This is a genomic window from Streptomyces sp. NPDC101237, assembly GCF_044767465.1.
Classification (GTDB): Bacteria; Actinomycetota; Actinomycetes; order Streptomycetales; family Streptomycetaceae; genus Streptomyces; species Streptomyces gramineus.
Genome location: NZ_JBIWNY010000006.1, coordinates 254,970 through 269,621, shown reverse-complemented (window position 1 = coordinate 269,621; position 14,652 = coordinate 254,970). Strand labels below are relative to the sequence as shown.

General features: G+C 74.2%; 14 protein-coding genes. 7 read left to right on the top strand and 7 right to left on the bottom strand.

What is annotated here, in order from left to right; genetic code table 11:
• Window positions 1–50: 50 nt before the first annotated feature.
• The 4 genes from ACIRQ9_RS12465 to ACIRQ9_RS12450 all read left to right on the top strand — a co-directional run bounded on the left by ACIRQ9_RS12465 (window position 51) and on the right by ACIRQ9_RS12450 (window position 6,162).
• Window positions 51–1,331 carry a deoxyguanosinetriphosphate triphosphohydrolase gene (locus ACIRQ9_RS12465; protein ID WP_404170607.1) on the top strand — a complete coding sequence of 427 codons (1,281 nt, stop codon included), beginning with the start codon at window positions 51–53 and terminating at the stop codon, window positions 1,329–1,331.
• 158 nt (window positions 1,332–1,489) lie between these two features.
• Window positions 1,490–2,752 carry an NAD(P)/FAD-dependent oxidoreductase gene (locus tag ACIRQ9_RS12460; RefSeq protein ID WP_404170604.1) on the top strand — a complete coding sequence of 421 codons (1,263 nt, stop codon included), beginning with the start codon at window positions 1,490–1,492 and terminating at the stop codon, window positions 2,750–2,752.
• Window positions 2,753–2,884: 132 nt separating this feature from the next.
• Window positions 2,885–4,783, top strand: a complete 1,899-nt coding sequence (gene dnaG, locus ACIRQ9_RS12455; protein ID WP_404170601.1) for a DNA primase — start codon at window positions 2,885–2,887, stop codon at window positions 4,781–4,783.
• A gap of 80 nt (window positions 4,784–4,863) precedes the next feature.
• A complete protein-coding gene (locus ACIRQ9_RS12450) occupies window positions 4,864–6,162 on the top strand; it encodes an RNA polymerase sigma factor (RefSeq protein ID WP_404170598.1) in 1,299 nt (432 codons plus the stop codon).
• A gap of 64 nt (window positions 6,163–6,226) precedes the next feature.
• Here the strand turns inward: ACIRQ9_RS12450 and ACIRQ9_RS12445 are convergent, their stop codons facing one another.
• From ACIRQ9_RS12445 to ACIRQ9_RS12435, 3 genes are all read right to left on the bottom strand, one after another.
• Window positions 6,227–6,679: an Lrp/AsnC family transcriptional regulator gene (locus ACIRQ9_RS12445; RefSeq protein WP_404170595.1), complete on the bottom strand. Its 453-nt coding sequence runs from the start codon at window positions 6,677–6,679 to the stop codon at window positions 6,227–6,229.
• Window positions 6,680–6,960: 281 nt separating this feature from the next.
• Window positions 6,961–7,425: a nitroreductase family deazaflavin-dependent oxidoreductase gene (locus ACIRQ9_RS12440; RefSeq protein ID WP_404170592.1), complete on the bottom strand. Its 465-nt coding sequence runs from the start codon at window positions 7,423–7,425 to the stop codon at window positions 6,961–6,963.
• The gene (locus ACIRQ9_RS12435; RefSeq protein ID WP_404170589.1) at window positions 7,422–8,606 is read right to left on the bottom strand and encodes an acyl-CoA dehydrogenase family protein; all 1,185 of its coding nucleotides are present in this window, start codon (window positions 8,604–8,606) and stop codon (window positions 7,422–7,424) included. Before ACIRQ9_RS12435 ends, ACIRQ9_RS12440 begins: the two co-directional genes overlap by 4 nt.
• Before the next feature lie 99 nt (window positions 8,607–8,705).
• Between ACIRQ9_RS12435 and ACIRQ9_RS12430 the strand changes: the two genes are divergently transcribed.
• Entirely contained in the window at window positions 8,706–9,875 is a 1,170-nt protein-coding gene (locus tag ACIRQ9_RS12430; RefSeq protein ID WP_404170586.1) for a thiolase C-terminal domain-containing protein, read from the top strand.
• 30 nt (window positions 9,876–9,905) lie between these two features.
• On the opposite strand, the gene ACIRQ9_RS12425 is transcribed toward ACIRQ9_RS12430, so the two are convergent.
• Window positions 9,906–10,367 carry a hypothetical protein gene (locus ACIRQ9_RS12425; RefSeq protein ID WP_404170583.1) on the bottom strand — a complete coding sequence of 154 codons (462 nt, stop codon included), beginning with the start codon at window positions 10,365–10,367 and terminating at the stop codon, window positions 9,906–9,908.
• 151 nt (window positions 10,368–10,518) lie between these two features.
• Between ACIRQ9_RS12425 and ACIRQ9_RS12420 the strand changes: the two genes are divergently transcribed.
• Window positions 10,519–11,190 (top strand): pyridoxal 5'-phosphate synthase, encoded by a 672-nt coding sequence (locus tag ACIRQ9_RS12420; protein WP_404170580.1) that lies wholly within the window; start codon window positions 10,519–10,521, stop codon window positions 11,188–11,190.
• Between the two features lie 10 nt (window positions 11,191–11,200).
• Here the strand turns inward: ACIRQ9_RS12420 and ACIRQ9_RS12415 are convergent, their stop codons facing one another.
• From ACIRQ9_RS12415 to ACIRQ9_RS12405, 3 genes are all read right to left on the bottom strand, one after another.
• A complete protein-coding gene (locus ACIRQ9_RS12415; protein ID WP_404170577.1) occupies window positions 11,201–12,100 on the bottom strand; it encodes a GNAT family N-acetyltransferase in 900 nt (299 codons plus the stop codon).
• A 39-nt stretch (window positions 12,101–12,139) separates the two neighbouring features.
• Window positions 12,140–12,745, bottom strand: coding sequence for a GNAT family N-acetyltransferase (locus tag ACIRQ9_RS12410; RefSeq protein ID WP_404170574.1), 606 nt, complete (start codon window positions 12,743–12,745; stop codon window positions 12,140–12,142).
• A 61-nt stretch (window positions 12,746–12,806) separates the two neighbouring features.
• Window positions 12,807–13,217 (bottom strand): Zn-ribbon domain-containing OB-fold protein, encoded by a 411-nt coding sequence (locus ACIRQ9_RS12405; protein ID WP_404170571.1) that lies wholly within the window; start codon window positions 13,215–13,217, stop codon window positions 12,807–12,809.
• Between the two features lie 197 nt (window positions 13,218–13,414).
• Here ACIRQ9_RS12405 and ACIRQ9_RS12400 point away from each other — a divergent pair, with 197 nt between their 5' ends.
• On the top strand, window positions 13,415–14,581 hold the full coding sequence (locus ACIRQ9_RS12400) for a flavin-containing monooxygenase (RefSeq protein WP_404170568.1): 1,167 nt from the start codon (window positions 13,415–13,417) through the stop codon (window positions 14,579–14,581).
• Window positions 14,582–14,652: the final 71 nt, after the last annotated feature.

The following is a 14,652-nucleotide window of genomic DNA, read 5'->3' as shown; positions in this document are numbered from 1 at the left end:
GGACGTCCCGCAACCCCCGTTTTGTCACCGTCAACCCGTACTGTCGAACCATGGCAGTCCCCGCACCCGCACCCACCTCGGCCTACGATCCGGCGTCAGCCGACCGCTGGGCCCCCGAACCCGACAAGCGCCCCGGACGCACCGCCTTCCAGCGCGACCGCGCCCGCGTCCTGCACAGCGCCGCGCTGCGCAGGCTCGCGGGCAAGACCCAGGTCGTCACGCCCGGCAACACCAGCCAGATGTGGGACGCCAGCCCCCGCACCCGCCTCACCCACTCCCTCGAATGCGCCCAGGTCGGCAGGGAACTGGGCTTCGCCCTCGGGTGCGACCCCGACCTCGTCGAGGCCGCCTGCCTCTCCCACGACCTCGGCCACCCGCCCTTCGGCCACAACGGCGAACAGGCGCTGAACGAGTTCGCCGACGACTGCGGCGGTTTCGAGGGCAACGCCCAGTCGCTGCGGCTGCTCACCCGCATCGAGCCCAAACGGTTCACCCCGGAGGGCTCCGTCGGCCTCAACCTCACCCGGGCCGCCCTGGACGCGGCCACCAAGTACCCGTGGCCGCGCGGCGCGCACCCCACCGACCCGGCGTCCCCGAAATTCGGGGTGTACGAGGACGACCGTCCGGTCTTCGACTGGGTCCGCAAGGAGGCTCCGGGCACCCGCACCTGCTTCGAGGCGCAGGTCATGGACTGGTCCGACGACGTGGCCTACTCGGTGCACGACGTCGAGGACGGCCTGCACGCCGGCCACATCGATCCCAACTGCCTGCACGCGGAGCCGGAACGGCAGGAGATCCACGCGGTCGCCGTCGGCAGGTACGTGCCGGCCGGCACCGACCCCGCCGAACTCGACGCCGCGCTCGACCGGCTCCAGGACGAGGAGTGGTGGCCGCACGGCTACGACGGCAGCGCCGTCGCCCAGGGCCGCCTCAAGGACGCCACCAGCCAGCTCATCGGCCGTTTCTGCCTGGCCGCGGAGTCCGCCACCCGCGAGCGGTACGGCACCGGCCGGCTCACCCGCTACGGCGCCGAACTCGTCGTACCGCGCGAGGTCCGGCTGGAGTGCGCGGTGCTGAAGGCGATCGCCCACCGTTACGTCATGCAGCGCGCCGAGCAGGAGCGGATCCGCGCCGAGCAGCGGGTCGTCGTCGCCGAACTCGCCGACGCGCTGACCCGGCGCGCCCCGGACGGCCTGGACCCGCAGTTCCGGGCGCTGTTCGACACGGCGGGCGACGACCTCGGCCGCAAACGTGTGATCGTCGATCAGATCGCCTCGCTCACCGACGCCTCGGCACGGTCGCTGCATGCGAGGCTGACGGGGCGTATGTGAACATTGTGCGCCCCGCTGTGACACTCCGTGGACTGAACGGGTCATGATCGCGCCAGTGGGGGGCACTCCCTCTTCCCGCATCACGCTGCGTGCGGGAGGCTCACAGTGCGGCGCATGTGGGCGGCATATGTAGCGGCACCCTTACGAGGAGGCTTCAAGTGGTCGACGCGGACCAGACATTCGTCATCGTCGGTGGCGGACTCGCCGGCGCGAAGGCGGCCGAGACGCTCCGGGCCGAGGGTTTCACCGGCCGGGTGATACTGATCTGCGACGAACGCGACCACCCCTACGAGCGGCCGCCGCTGTCCAAGGGCTACCTGCTCGGCAAGGAGGAGCGCGACAGCGTCTTCGTGCACGAGCCCGCCTGGTACGCCCGCCACGACGTCGAGCTGCACCTCGGCCAGACCGTGGACCGCGTCGACCGCGCCGCCAGGACCGTCCGCTTCGGCGACGACGGCACGATCGTCCGCTACGACAAGCTGCTGCTGGTCACCGGCGCCGAACCGCGCCGCCTGGACATCCCCGGCACCGACCTGGCCGGCGTCCACCACCTGCGCCGCCTGGCGCACGCGGAGCGCCTCAAGGGCGTTCTCGGCGCCCTGGGCCGCGACAACGGCCACCTGGTGATCGCGGGCGCGGGCTGGATCGGCCTGGAGGTGGCGGCGGCGGCCCGTACGTACGGCGCCGAGGTCACCGTCATCGAGCACGGCCCGACCCCGCTGCACGGCGTGCTCGGACCCGAGCTGGGCAACGTCTTCGCCCAGCTGCACCAGGAGCACGGGGTCCGGTTCCGCTTCGGCGTGCGGCTCACCGAGATCGTCGGCCAGGACGGCGTGGTGCTCGCCGCCCGCACCGACGACGGCGAGGAGCACCCGGCGCACGACGTGCTCGCCGCGATCGGCGCGGCGCCGCGCGTCGGGCTCGCCGAGGCGGCGGGGCTGGAGATCGCCGACCGGGAGCACGGCGGCGGCATCGTCGTCGACGAACGGCTGCGCACCTCCGACCCGAACATCTACGCGGCCGGCGACGTGGCCTCCTTCCCGCACACCCTGTTCGGCACCCGGCTGCGGGTCGAGCACTGGGCCAACGCGCTGAACGGCGGCCCGGCGGCGGCCCGCTCGATGCTCGGCGGGGAGGCGGCCTACGACCGGGTGCCGTACTTCTTCTCCGACCAGTACGACCTCGGGATGGAGTACAGCGGCTGGGCGCCGGCCGGCTCCTACGACGAGGTCGTCATCCGGGGCGACGCGGGCAGGCGCGAGTTCATCGCGTTCTGGCTGAAGGAGGGCCGGGTCCTGGCCGGGATGAACGTGAACGTGTGGGATGTCACAGAGCCGATCCAGAAGCTGATCGTCTCGCGGGCGGCGGTGGACTCGGACGCGCTGGCCGATCCGAAGGTGCCGCTGGAATCGCTCGCCTAGGCGGCCGCCGGGGCCGGCGGCCGGGCGGGCGCGGCCCGGAGCGCGGCCGCGCGCACGGTTCCTCCGAGGGCCTTCACCCGCGGGCGCACCCGGCGCCCCGAAGGAGCACTCCGGTGACCGTAGAATTCACCCGTGGCAGGACGGATCAATGACGAGGACGTGAAGGCGGTACGGGACGCGGTCCCGATCGACGCCGTCGTGTCCGAGTACCTCCAGCTGCGCAACGCGGGCGGCGGGAACCTCAAGGGACTCTGCCCGTTCCACGACGAGAAGTCGCCGTCCTTCCAGGTCAGCCCGAGCAAGGGACTCTTCCACTGCTTCGGCTGCCAGGAGGGCGGCGACACCATCACGTTCGTGATGAAGGTCGACCACCTCTCCTTCTCGGAGGCCGTCGAGCGGCTGGCCGGACTGGCCGGCATCACCCTGCGGTACGAGGAGGGCGGCTACAACCCCTCCCACCAGCGCGGCGAACGGATCCGGCTGGTCGAGGCGCACAAGATCGCCGCCGGGTGGTACGCGGAACAGCTCGCCACCGGCCCGGAGGCCGAGGCCGGCCGCGTCTTCCTCGCCGAGCGCGGCTTCGACCAGGCCGCCGCCGTCCACTTCGGCGTCGGCTACAGCCCCCAGGGCTGGGACCACCTCACCCGCTACCTGCGCGGCAAGGGCTTCACCGACAAGGAACTGGTGCTCTCCGGACTGTCCCAGGAAGGGCGGCGCGGGCCCATCGACCGGTTCCGGGGGCGGCTGATGTGGCCGATCCGGGACATCGGCGGCGAGGTCGTCGGCTTTGGCGCCCGCAAGCTGTACGAGGCGGACAACGGACCCAAGTACCTCAACACGCCCGACACCCCGATCTACCGCAAGTCCCAGGTCCTGTACGGCATCGACCTCGCCAAGCAGAGCATCGCCAAGGCCAGCCGCGCGGTCGTGGTCGAGGGCTACACGGACGTCATGGCCTGCCACCTGGCCGGGGTGACGACCGCGATCGCCACCTGCGGCACGGCCTTCGGCAGCGAGCACATCAAGATCCTGCGCCGGCTGCTGATGGACAACGGCAGCGCCCGGGTGATCTTCACCTTCGACGGTGACGCGGCCGGCCAGAAGGCCGCCCTGCGCGCCTTCGAGGACGACCAGAAGTTCGCCGCCGAGACGTACATCGCCATCGCGCCCGACGGCATGGACCCGTGCGAGCTGCGCCTGGCCAAGGGCGACGAGGCGGTGGCCGACCTGACCGAACCGCGGGTCCCGCTGTTCGAGTTCGCGCTGCGCCGGATCGTCGACCGCTACGACCTGGACACGCCGGGCGGCCGCGCGGCCGCGCTGGACGAGGCGGTGCCGGTGGTGGCCAAGATCAAGGAGGTCACGCAGCGGCGCGAAGTCGCGGTGCAACTGGCGGGCCTGGTCGGCATCCGCGACGAGCAGTACGTCGTGGAACGGGTCGGCGCGACCAGCAGGCGCACCGGCGGACGGCAGCGTCCCGGGGCGTCGCGCACCCGCCAGGGCGGATACGAGGAGGCGCCGCCGAGGCCGGGCCTCTCCGGCCCCTCCCTCACCCTGCGCAACCCCGTCTACATCACCGAACGCGAGCTGCTGAAACTGGCGCTCCAGCGCCCCGAGCTGGTCTCGCCGGTCTTCGACGCCTTCGGTGTCGACGAGTTCACCGCCGCGCCGTACGCGGCCGTGTGCCAGGCCATCCTCGACTCCGGCGGCGTGGAGTACGGCGTCCACGAACCCCAGGAGTTCCTGCACCAGGTCCTCGAGTCCGTCCCCGACGACACCGTCAAGTCGATGGTCACCGAACTCGCCGTCGAACCCATCAGGGCCAGGAACGTCGACGAGCCCTACGCGGGCGCCCAGTTGGTCACCGTCCGGCGGCGTGCGGTCGAACGCCGGGTCGCCGAGATCCAGGTCACCCTGACCCGGCTCGGCCAGCACGGAGACCCCGCTCAACTCGCCTCCGTACAGAACGAGTTGTGGGTCCTCCAGCAGTACGACCAGGCGTTGAGGCAGCGCGGCGCCGCCGCTCTCTGAGCACGCGGTCACGGACCGGACGCAAAAAGTCACCGCACGCCCCTCGTGGCGGCGATGTGTCGTACCCCACACTGGGTGCGGTGCCTGAGTCCTCGGAGCGCGGCCGGCCCGTCCCGGACGGGCCCCACACCCCCGCCGTTCCACTCATCGCGTACGGGACGGACAGCGGCGAGGCCGTCGTCTCCGCCCCCGAAGTACCGCTGCCGTACCCCCTGGCAGCGATCATCCTGGAGGTCGCCCGCGTGCAGACCCAGACCCTCACCCAGACCGACGGCACGCTGACGGACGAGCCGGCGGCCGACGCCGGCGGACACGCCGGTGTGCCACCGCAGAGCCGGCTCGCGCTGCACCCCGAGACGGAGCCGGAGCAGCCGAAGGAGGCCGAGGGCCCGGCCGCCGAGGACCTTGCGGGCGACGCCCCGGAGTCCGAGCCGGAGCCCGCCCGCGCGGTCCGCGTCGACACCGGCAGCCCCTCCTCCGACCTGTTCCGCCAGTACCTGCGCGAGATCGGCCGCATCCCGCTGCTCACCGCCGCCGAGGAGGTCGAACTCGCCCGCCGGGTCGAGGCCGGCCTGTTCGCCGAGGAGAAGCTGGGCACCGCGCCGGACCTGGAGGGCGAGCTGGCCCTGGACCTGGACCGGCTGGTCGTGATGGGCCGCATGGCCAAGCGCCGCCTGATCGAGGCCAACCTGCGGCTCGTCGTCTCCGTGGCCAAGCGGTACGTCGGCCGCGGGCTGACCATGCTGGACCTCGTCCAGGAGGGCAACCTGGGCCTGATCCGCGCCGTCGAGAAGTTCGACTACGCCCGCGGCTACAAGTTCTCCACGTACGCGACCTGGTGGATCCGCCAGGCCATGTCCCGCGCCCTGGCCGACCAGGCCCGCACCATCCGGGTCCCGGTCCACGTCGTGGAACTCATCAACCGGGTGGTGCGCGTCCAGCGCCGGATGCTCCAGGAGCGCGGCTACGAGCCGACGCCCGAGGAGGTCGCCGCGCACCTCGACCTGGCGCCGGAACGGGTCGGAGAGGTCCTGCGGCTGGCGCAGGAACCGGTCTCCCTGCACGCGCCGGTCGGCGAGGAGGACGACGTGGCCCTCGGCGACCTCATCGAGGACGGCGACGCGGCCAGCCCGGTGGAGTCGGCGGCGTTCCTGCTGCTGCGCGAGCACCTGGAGGCGGTGCTGTCCACGCTCGGCGAGCGGGAGCGCAAGGTCGTCCAGCTGCGGTACGGCCTGGCCGACGGGCGGCCGCGGACGCTGGAGGAGATCGGGCGGATCTTCGGGGTGACCCGGGAGCGGATCCGGCAGATCGAGTCGAAGACGCTCAACAAGCTCCGCGACCACGCCTTCGCGGACCAGCTGAGGGGCTACCTGGACTGAACCGACGCGGAAGGGGGGGGGCCCCCGGGGGGGCCCCCCACCGCCTGTTGCGCGACCTGTCCGGTCACGCCGGCAGCCCACGGTCCCGGACGACGTGCTTCATCACCAGGGTCGAGGTCAGGCGCTGCACGCCCGGCAGGGTCGCGAGCCGTTCGTCGTAGAGCCGCTGGAAGGCGGCGAGGTCGGCGGTGACCACCCGCAGCAGGTAGTCGGGCTCGCCGAACAGCCGTTGCGCGTCGAGCACATGGGGGATCTCCGCGAGCGCCCGCTCGAAGTCGGCCACCGTGTCCCGGTCCTCCTGCCGCATGGAGACGAAGACCAGCGCCTCGAACGGCAGCCCCACGGACGCCGGGTCCACCACCGCCCGGTACCCGCTGATCGCTCCCGACCGCTCCAGCTCGCGCAGCCGCCGATGGCACGGCGAGACGCTCAGCCGCACCCGCCCGGCCAGCTCGGTCACGGTCTGCCGCCCGTCCTTCTGGAGCTCGGCAAGAATCTTCCGGTCCACGTCGTCCATGAGGCGGATTCTCCCCCGCAGACCCCGGTTCCGCGCACACTCCGACACCACTTTCGGGGCATTCGCTCCTCATGTGCCCGGCGTCGTCCCCATGGCCTGGTGCACCGCCGTCTACCTGACCGTGGGCACCATGGCCCGGCGGCTGCTCTCGGCCCGTCCGCGCGCGGCCCGGCGGTCACCCGTACCTCGGGGCGCCGATGGTGGGCAGCGGGGCGCTCCCGCTCGCCCGGCACGCCCTGTGACGACGCCGGGCGGCCGCTCCCCTCGTCCGGTCCCCGCGGCTACGTCCGATCGAGCCGGAACACGCGGATCTCGCGGTCCACGCGCTCCTGGTAGGCGGCGTACGGCGGCCAGAAGGCGAGCAGCAGCCGCCAGGCGTCCGCCCGCTCCGCCCCGCGCAGCAGCCGGGCCGTGACGGGAACGTCGTGTCCTTTCCAGCTGATCTCGGCGGCCGGGCGCTCCAGGAGGTTGTACGTCCAGGCGGGATGGCCGGTGCGCCCGAAGTTGGAGCCGACGAGGTACCAGCCGTCCCCCGCGGGCATGCACGCCAGCGGCGTACGGCGGGGCAGGCCGCTGCGCGCGCCCGTGGAGGTGAGGATCACCCCGGGCAGCATCCGGGTGCTGAGCAGCGTCCGGCCGCGGCTGAGCCGGTGCACGGCCCGGTCCAGGGCCGGGACCACGTGCGGGGCCACCCGGGCGAACCCCCGCGTCGCGGAGACCCGCTGCACCAGCCGTGCGCCGATCACACCGCCACCTCCCGTCCCCCGAACAGGCCCGCCGCGTCGGCGGCCCGCGCGCGCAGCCGGTGCACGGGCCCGAAGAGCAGGTCGTCCCCGGCCGCCCGCTTGAAGAACAGGTGCGCCTCGTGCTCCCAGGTGAACCCGATGCCGCCGTGCAGCTGGATCCCCTCCGCGGCCGCCGACCGCAGCGCCTCCAGTGCCTGGGCGAGGGCCAGCGCGCCGGCCGGTTCCCCGTGGGCCGTCGCCCAGGCCGCGTAGTAGGCGGCCGACCGGGCCGCCCGCACGGCCACGTGCACGTCGGCCAGCCGGTGCTTGACGGCCTGGAACGACCCGATGGCCCGGCCGAACTGCTCCCGCTGCCCGACGTACGCCACGGTCCGCTCCAGCGCCCGCTCCGCGGCCCCCACCGCCTCGCCCGCGAGCACGGCGGCCACGGAGTCGCCGAGGGCCGCGAGCGCCGGCCGGGCGTCGGTGTCCGCGTCGCCCAGCGGTTCGGCGGTCACGTGGCGCAGCTGGATCCTGGCCTGCGGGCGGGTGGGGTCGAGGGTGGTGCGCCGGGTCCTGACGAGGCCGTCGGCGTCCCCGGCGACCAGGTAGAGCCGGACGCGCGAGCGGGCGTAGCCGCCGGTGTGCGCCGGGACCAGGAGCAGCCCGGCGCTGTGTCCGTCGAGCACCTGGTCGGCCTCGCCGTACAGCTGCCACCGCTCGCCCCGGTGCCGCGCCTGGACGCCGCCGGCCCGTCCGCCGCCGGCCCAGTCGCCGCCGCCCGGCCCGGTGAGCGCCAGGGCGGTGCCGAGCCGGGCGCCGGGGACGGCGAGGGCGGCGGTGAGGCCGCCCCGGGCGATCCTCGGCAGCAGCGCGGCGCGTTGGGCGTCGGTGCCGAGGCCGAGCAGCAGCGGGGCGGCGAGGACGGCGGTGGCGAGGAACGGCGAGGGCGCGAGGGCGCGGCCCAACTCCTCCGCGACGAGCGCGACTTCGGTGACCGAGCAGCCGGTCCCGCCGTAGGCCTCGGGGAGGGCGAGTCCGGGCAGGCCGAGCTGTTCGCCGAGGGCGGTCCACAGGGCGGGGTCGTGGCCCTGCGGGCGGTCGGCGGCGGCCCGTACGTCCTCCGTCCCGCATCGCCTGCGGAGCAGTTCGCGCAGGGCGCGCCGGATCTCGTCCTGTTCGTCGGTGAAGCGGGCGTCCATGACCGGACCTCCTGACGATCTGACGGCCCGTCATGCTAGGGGCAGCGGATGCAGTTGCACAGGGGTGACGGGTACCGGATCTGATGTACCGTCAGATCCATGAGCGGACCCCGCAAGGTCGCCGTCGTCGGCGTGGCCCTGTCCGACTGCGGCCGCGTGGACGACGCCACCGCCTACGCCCTGCACGCCCAGGCCGCCCGCCGCGCGCTCGCGGACGCGGGCCTCGGCCGGGAGGCCGTGGACGGCTTCGCGTCGGCGGGCCTCGGCACCCTGGCCCCGGTGGAGGTGGCCGAGTACCTGGGCCTGCGTCCCATCTGGGTCGACTCCACCTCGGTCGGCGGCTCGACGTGGGAGGTCATGGCGGCCCACGCGGCGGACGCGATCGCGGCCGGCCGCGCCCGTGCGGTCCTGCTGGTCTACGGCTCCACGGCCCGCGCCGACGTCAAGGCGGGCCGCAGGACGGGCAACCTGTCCTTCGGGGCCGGCGGGCCGCTCCAGTTCGAGGTCCCCTACGGCCATACGCTCATCGCCAAGTATGCCATGGCCGCCCGTCGCCACATGATCGAACACGGCACGACGATCGAGCAGTTGGCGGAGGTGGCCGTCCAGGCCAGGGCCAACGCGGCGCTGAATCCCGAGGCGATGTTCCGCACCCCGGTCACCGTCGACGAGGTCCTGTCCGGCCCGATGATCGCGGACCCCTTCACCAAGCTGCACTGCTGCATCCGCTCGGACGGGGGCGCGGCGGTGCTGCTGGCGGCCGAGGAGTACGTACGGGACTGCCGCACCAGGCCGGTGTGGGTGCTGGGGACGGGCGAGTACGTCTCGCACGCGGCCATGTCGCAGTGGGAGGACTTCACGGTGTCCCCGGCGGCGGTCAGCGGCGGACTCGCCTTCCGCCGGGCGGGCGTCCGGCCGTCGGAGATGGACTTCGCGGAGATCTACGACGCCTTCACGTACATGACGCTGGTGACGCTGGAGGATCTCGGCTTCTGCGCGAAGGGCGAGGGCGGCGCGTTCGTGGAGAAGGGCCGGCTGCGGGTCGAGGGCGGCGCGCTTCCGGTGAACACGGACGGCGGCGGCCTGTCGGCTCAGCACCCGGGCATGCGGGGCCTGTTCCTGCTGGTCGAGGCGGTACGGCAGCTGCGCGGTGAGGCCGGTGACCGGCAGGTGCGCCGGGCGGACGGCGGGCTGCCGGAGCTGGGGGTGGCGTCGGGGACCGGCGGCTGGTTCTGCTCCTCGGGCACGGTGGTGCTGGGCCGCGGGTGACACCGCGGGCGGCCCGGCGCCGGGGCCGCCTCAGCCGCGCACCGGCACGATCCGGTGGCCGCGGCGGGGCCCGGGGGCGTCGACCAGGCGGACGCCGACGTGGTTGCGGGCGGCCGCCCAGGCGACGGTGGCGGCGACCAGGGTCAGGACGGCCGCGCCGACCGGGAGGATCAGCGGCGCCGACTGCCCGGCCGCAAGGGCGCGGCCGCTCTCGAGGACGGCGTGGAGCAGCGAGGCGGCGGACAGTGCCAGGGCGAGGACGCAGCCGGTGGCCCAGGTCAGCCGGACGCGCCGGGTGCGGACGTGGTCGCGGACCTCGGCGAGGAGCGCGGCCGAGCAGACCGGGCACTCCAGCTCGACCCGGTCCCGGCCCGCCGCCGGCCGGACCAGCCGGAAGTCGCGGGCGGCCCAGGTGACCGTCCGCGCCCTGGGCCGCCCGCCGTCGCCGAGCACGTGCCGTACGCCCACTCTCACGGTCCTGGGTCCCCTCATGCCGGACAGTGTGGGCCCGGGGCACAGGCGTTCGCAGGAATTCGCCCGGTTGTGCCCGGGAGTCCGGCGGCCGGGTCCCCCGGGGCAGGCCGGGACGCCGTACGACGTGCTGCCGGGGCGGCCTCGCGGGTTCCCGAGTGATACTCGGCACATGGCAGCAACGGATCTTCACGCCCTCCTGAAGTCGCTCCGGGTCTGGTCCCCCGAGACCACCGAGCTGCGGCCCTTCGACCCGTCGTCGGCGCCGGACGACCCGCTCGCGCTCTTCACCACCTGGTTCGCGGAGGCGGTGGCGGCCGGACAGCCGGAGCCGCACACCGTGTCGCTGGCGACCTCGGACGAGGAGGGCCGGGCGGACGTACGGATCGTGATGCTGCACGGCGCCGACCGGGACGGCTGGTCCTTCGCCTCCCATCTGACCAGCCGCAAGGGCCACCACCTGAGCGCCCGGCCGTACGCCGCGCTGGCCTTCTACTGGCCGGTCCTCGGCCGCCAGGTCCGGCTGCGCGGGCCGGTCACCGCGGCCCCGTCGGAGGAGAGCCAGGCGGACCTGCACGCCCGCTCGACGGGCGCCCTCGCGGCGGCGCTCACCGGCAGGCAGAGCGGACCCCTGACCTCGCTGGAGGAACTGCGCGAGGAGTCGGAGGCCGCCTGGGACCGGGCCCGCGCCGACCCGTCCGCCCCCTCACCGACCTGGACCCTCTACCGGCTGCGCCCGGACGAGGCCGAGTTCTTCCAGGGCGAGCCGGACCGCCGGCACGTCCGCCTCCGCTACGCCGGCGAGGACGACGGGAGCTGGCGCAGGCAGCTGCTGTGGCCGTGAGCGCGGCCGGCTACGCCGCCTCCTCGAAGGCGTACACCGCCCAGTCGGCGACCGGCCGGTAACCGATGCGCCGGTAGAGCGCGTTGCTCGTCGGGTTCGCGAGGTCCGTGAAGAGGAGCACCCGGCCGACGCCCCGCGCCAGGGCGGCCCGGCTGACCTCCGCGGTCACCGCGCCGGCGTAGCCGCGGCCGCGCAGCCGGGGCGGGGTGTAGACGGGAGCGATCCGGGCCTGGCCGGCGACCGTGGGAGTCACGCCCGCCATGGACACCGGGGTGCCGTCGGGGGTCTCCCACAGCGTGACACCGCCGTACGAGAGCCGGAAGTCCGCCCAGTCCGCGCCGTTCCGGGCGCCCTGGACGCCCGCGTCCGCGACGAAGCCGTCGTGCCAGCGGATCAGCAGCTCCCGGTCGGCGGGCCCGGCCAGCCTGGCCCGGCCGGCGGGCGCCGGGGCGGGGACCGTCAGCTCGTCGAGCCGGTAGAGCCGTTCGAGGTCCCGGAGCGTGCCGGGCGTCCCGGTGCGCCGTTCCCAGGCGGCCGCGAACGCCCGCGCCGTCTCGCGTTCCGCGGCGAACGCGGAGAAGAGATGGCCGAGGCCGTGCAGCCGTGCGGCCAGCGACTCGGTCTCGTCGTCCGTCAGGCGGGTGGTGCGCAGGGCGTACGGCGGGGTGTGCAGGAGGGCCGCGGCCACGCTGCCGTCCGGGCGGGTCAGGTGGCCGAGGAACGGCGGTGCGTCGCCGTACGCCGACGCACCGCGCTGCCGCAGCTGCCCGGTCACCGTCAGGTGGACGGTGTGCAGGTCCGGGCGGGAGCCGAGGAAGTCCTCCACGCGGGCGAGGAACGCGTGCGTGTCGGAGGTGAAGTGCCAGCCGGACGCGTCGTCCGGCCGGGCTGCGGGGGTGTCGGGGGCCATGGTCGATGGTCCCGCCGTCCGCCGTGGCCCGCACGTGAATTAGCCGAGCGCCGGCTCCGGGTCCGAGGCGAGGCGGGCGTGCAGGTGGGCGTCTCGGAACGCGTGGGGGCGGCCCGCCTCGAACATCGCGCCGCGCAGTGTCCCCTCGTACGGGAAACCGCAGGTCCGCGCGATCCGGCAGGATGCCTCGTGGCCGAGGGCGTGGCCCAGTTCCAGGCGGTGGAGGCCCAGGTCGGTGAAGGTCAGCCGGGCGGCGAGGGCCAGGGCGTGGGTGGCGACCCGGCGGCCCCGGGCCTCGGGCAGCACCCAGTAGCCGACCCGGGCCGAGCGGGACACCCGGTCGATCATGTTGATGCCGATGTGCCCGAGGGTCGTGCCGCTCTCCGCGTCCGCGATCCGGTACGGCGCGCATCCGCCGCCGGCCGCCTGGTCCCGCTGCCGCAGCAGGGCGGTCCGGGCCCCTGCGAGGTCGATGTCCGGCTGCAGCGGGGTGTTCCAGCGCAGGAAGTCCAGGTCGGTGCGGCCGCGCAGCCAGGCCTCGGCATGGTCCCGCGAGTCCGGGTCCCACCGGTCCAGGCGCAGGCCGTGGCCGTGCGGGGCGGCGTCGAAGGGGTGGGCGGCGGGTTGTTCGTCGGTCTGGGCCATGGGGTCATTGAAACCTCTGATGCCCAAGGCGGCCCAGACCGCGTCCCCGCCCGCGGCCTCGTCAGCGCGACGCGGGGCGGAACACCGGTACGCCCGCGCGGAAGACGACCTCCAGCTCCAGTCCGGCGCGGGGCCGCGGCGTGTCCACCAGTTCGGTCATCATGCGCGGCCCCTCGGCCAGGTCGACCACGGCGGCGACGTAGGGGACACGGTCGCCGAACGGCGGCAGGTCGTTGCGGTGCACGACGGACCAGGTGTAGAGGACCGCGCGGCCGGTCGCGGGCCGCCAGTCGACGTCCTCGCTCCAGCAGTGCGGGCAGAACTCCCGCGGGTAGTGGTGGGCCCGGCCGCAGGCGCCGCAGCCGCGGATCAGGAGCCGGCCCTCGGCCGCCGCCTGCCAGTAGGGGCGGGTGAAGGCGTCCGGTTCGGGGAGGTCGTACCGCCGGGCGGCCGGCGCGCTCGTCGCATCCATGTTCCTGACGGTAGGTCAGATCGGCCTGGCGGCCCAGAGGATGGCGGCCGGACCGCGTCCTGAATCCGTCGTTCCCGTCGGACCACGTGGGCTACGCCACACGTCCCACCCAGCTCTCCTACGGGTGTGATCAATCCGCAACCAATTCCGGTCTTGACCGAGACCCATCAACGTAACGCGAGATTACGCTCCCGTCCATGGTCGTGTTTCCCCCCACCGTCTCACCCGTCTACGTCATCGGCGCCGGCCCCGGCGGGCTCGCCGCCGCGTACGCGTTGCGGGCCCGGGGCGTCCGCGCCGTCGTCCTGGAGAAGTCCGAAGACGTCGGCGCCTCCTGGCGCGGGCACTACGACCGGCTGAGGCTGCACACCACCCGCCGCCTCTCGGCGCTGCCCGGACTTCCCATGCCGCGCCGTTTCGGCCGCTGGGTCGCCCGCGACGACGTGGTCCGCTACCTGGAGAAGTACGCCGAGCACCACGAACTGGAGATCGTCACCGGCGTCGAGGTCTCCCGGGTGGAGCGCGCGGCCGACGGCGACGGCTGGCTGCTGCACGCCTCCGGCGGCCGGGAGCTGACCGGCTCCGCGGTGGTGGTCGCCACCGGCTTCAACCACACCCCGCGCATCCCCGGCTGGCCCGGCCTGGACGGCTACGACGGCCGGTTCCTGCACGCCGACGCGTACCGGAACGCCGAGCCGTTCGCCGGCCAGGACGTCCTGGTGGTGGGCGCGGGCAACACCGGCGCCGAGATCGCCGTCGACCTGAGGGAGGGCGGCGCCGCCCGGGTGCGGCTCGCCGTCCGCACGGTCCCGCACATCGTGCGCCGCTCGGTGGCCGGCTGGGCCGCCCAGTACAACGCGATCCTGATACGACGCCTCCCGGTGCCCCTCGTCGACCGGCTGGCCCGCGCGATGGCCAGGGCCAGCGTGCCGGACCTGGCCGCGAAGGGACTGCCCCGCCCGGACACCGGCCTGCTCAGCCGGGTCGGACAGGGCGCCATCCCGGTCCTGGACGTCGGCCTCCTGGACGCGGTGCGCGAGGGCGGGGTCGAGATCGTGGCCGCCCTGGACGGCTTCGAGGACGGCAAGGCGGTCCTCGCCGACGGCACCCTGCTCTCCCCCGACGCGGTGATCGCCGCGACCGGATACGCGCGCGGGCTGGAGAACCTGGTCGGCCACCTCGACGTCCTCGACGGCCACGGCCTGCCGGTCGCCCACGGCCCCCGCGCCCCGAAGAACGCCCCCGGCCTCTACTTCACCGGGTACACCAACCCCATCAGCGGCATGTTCCGGGAGATGGCGATCGACGCGGAGAAGATCGCGAAGGCCGTCGCCCGGCGGCAGCGGGCGGCCCAGGGGCGGTGACGGCCCCGTCCGCGCCGGGCCGGTTCCCGGCGGACACCGGGCGAGAAGCGCGTTCCGCGTCGACTTTGCGT

Coding starts and splice junctions, on each gene's coding strand:
- ACIRQ9_RS12465 (WP_404170607.1), top strand. CDS start 51: ATGGCAGTCCCCGCACCCGCACCCACCTCGGCCTACGATCCGGCGTCA.
- ACIRQ9_RS12445 (WP_404170595.1), bottom strand. CDS start 6,679: ATGGACGACGTGGACCGGAAGATTCTTGCCGAGCTCCAGAAGGACGGG.
- ACIRQ9_RS12435 (WP_404170589.1), bottom strand. CDS start 8,606: ATGGACGCCCGCTTCACCGACGAACAGGACGAGATCCGGCGCGCCCTG.
- ACIRQ9_RS12430 (WP_404170586.1), top strand. CDS start 8,706: ATGAGCGGACCCCGCAAGGTCGCCGTCGTCGGCGTGGCCCTGTCCGAC.
- ACIRQ9_RS12425 (WP_404170583.1), bottom strand. CDS start 10,367: ATGAGGGGACCCAGGACCGTGAGAGTGGGCGTACGGCACGTGCTCGGC.
- ACIRQ9_RS12420 (WP_404170580.1), top strand. CDS start 10,519: ATGGCAGCAACGGATCTTCACGCCCTCCTGAAGTCGCTCCGGGTCTGG.
- ACIRQ9_RS12415 (WP_404170577.1), bottom strand. CDS start 12,100: ATGGCCCCCGACACCCCCGCAGCCCGGCCGGACGACGCGTCCGGCTGG.
- ACIRQ9_RS12410 (WP_404170574.1), bottom strand. CDS start 12,745: ATGGCCCAGACCGACGAACAACCCGCCGCCCACCCCTTCGACGCCGCC.
- ACIRQ9_RS12405 (WP_404170571.1), bottom strand. CDS start 13,217: ATGGATGCGACGAGCGCGCCGGCCGCCCGGCGGTACGACCTCCCCGAA.
- ACIRQ9_RS12400 (WP_404170568.1), top strand. CDS start 13,415: ATGGTCGTGTTTCCCCCCACCGTCTCACCCGTCTACGTCATCGGCGCC.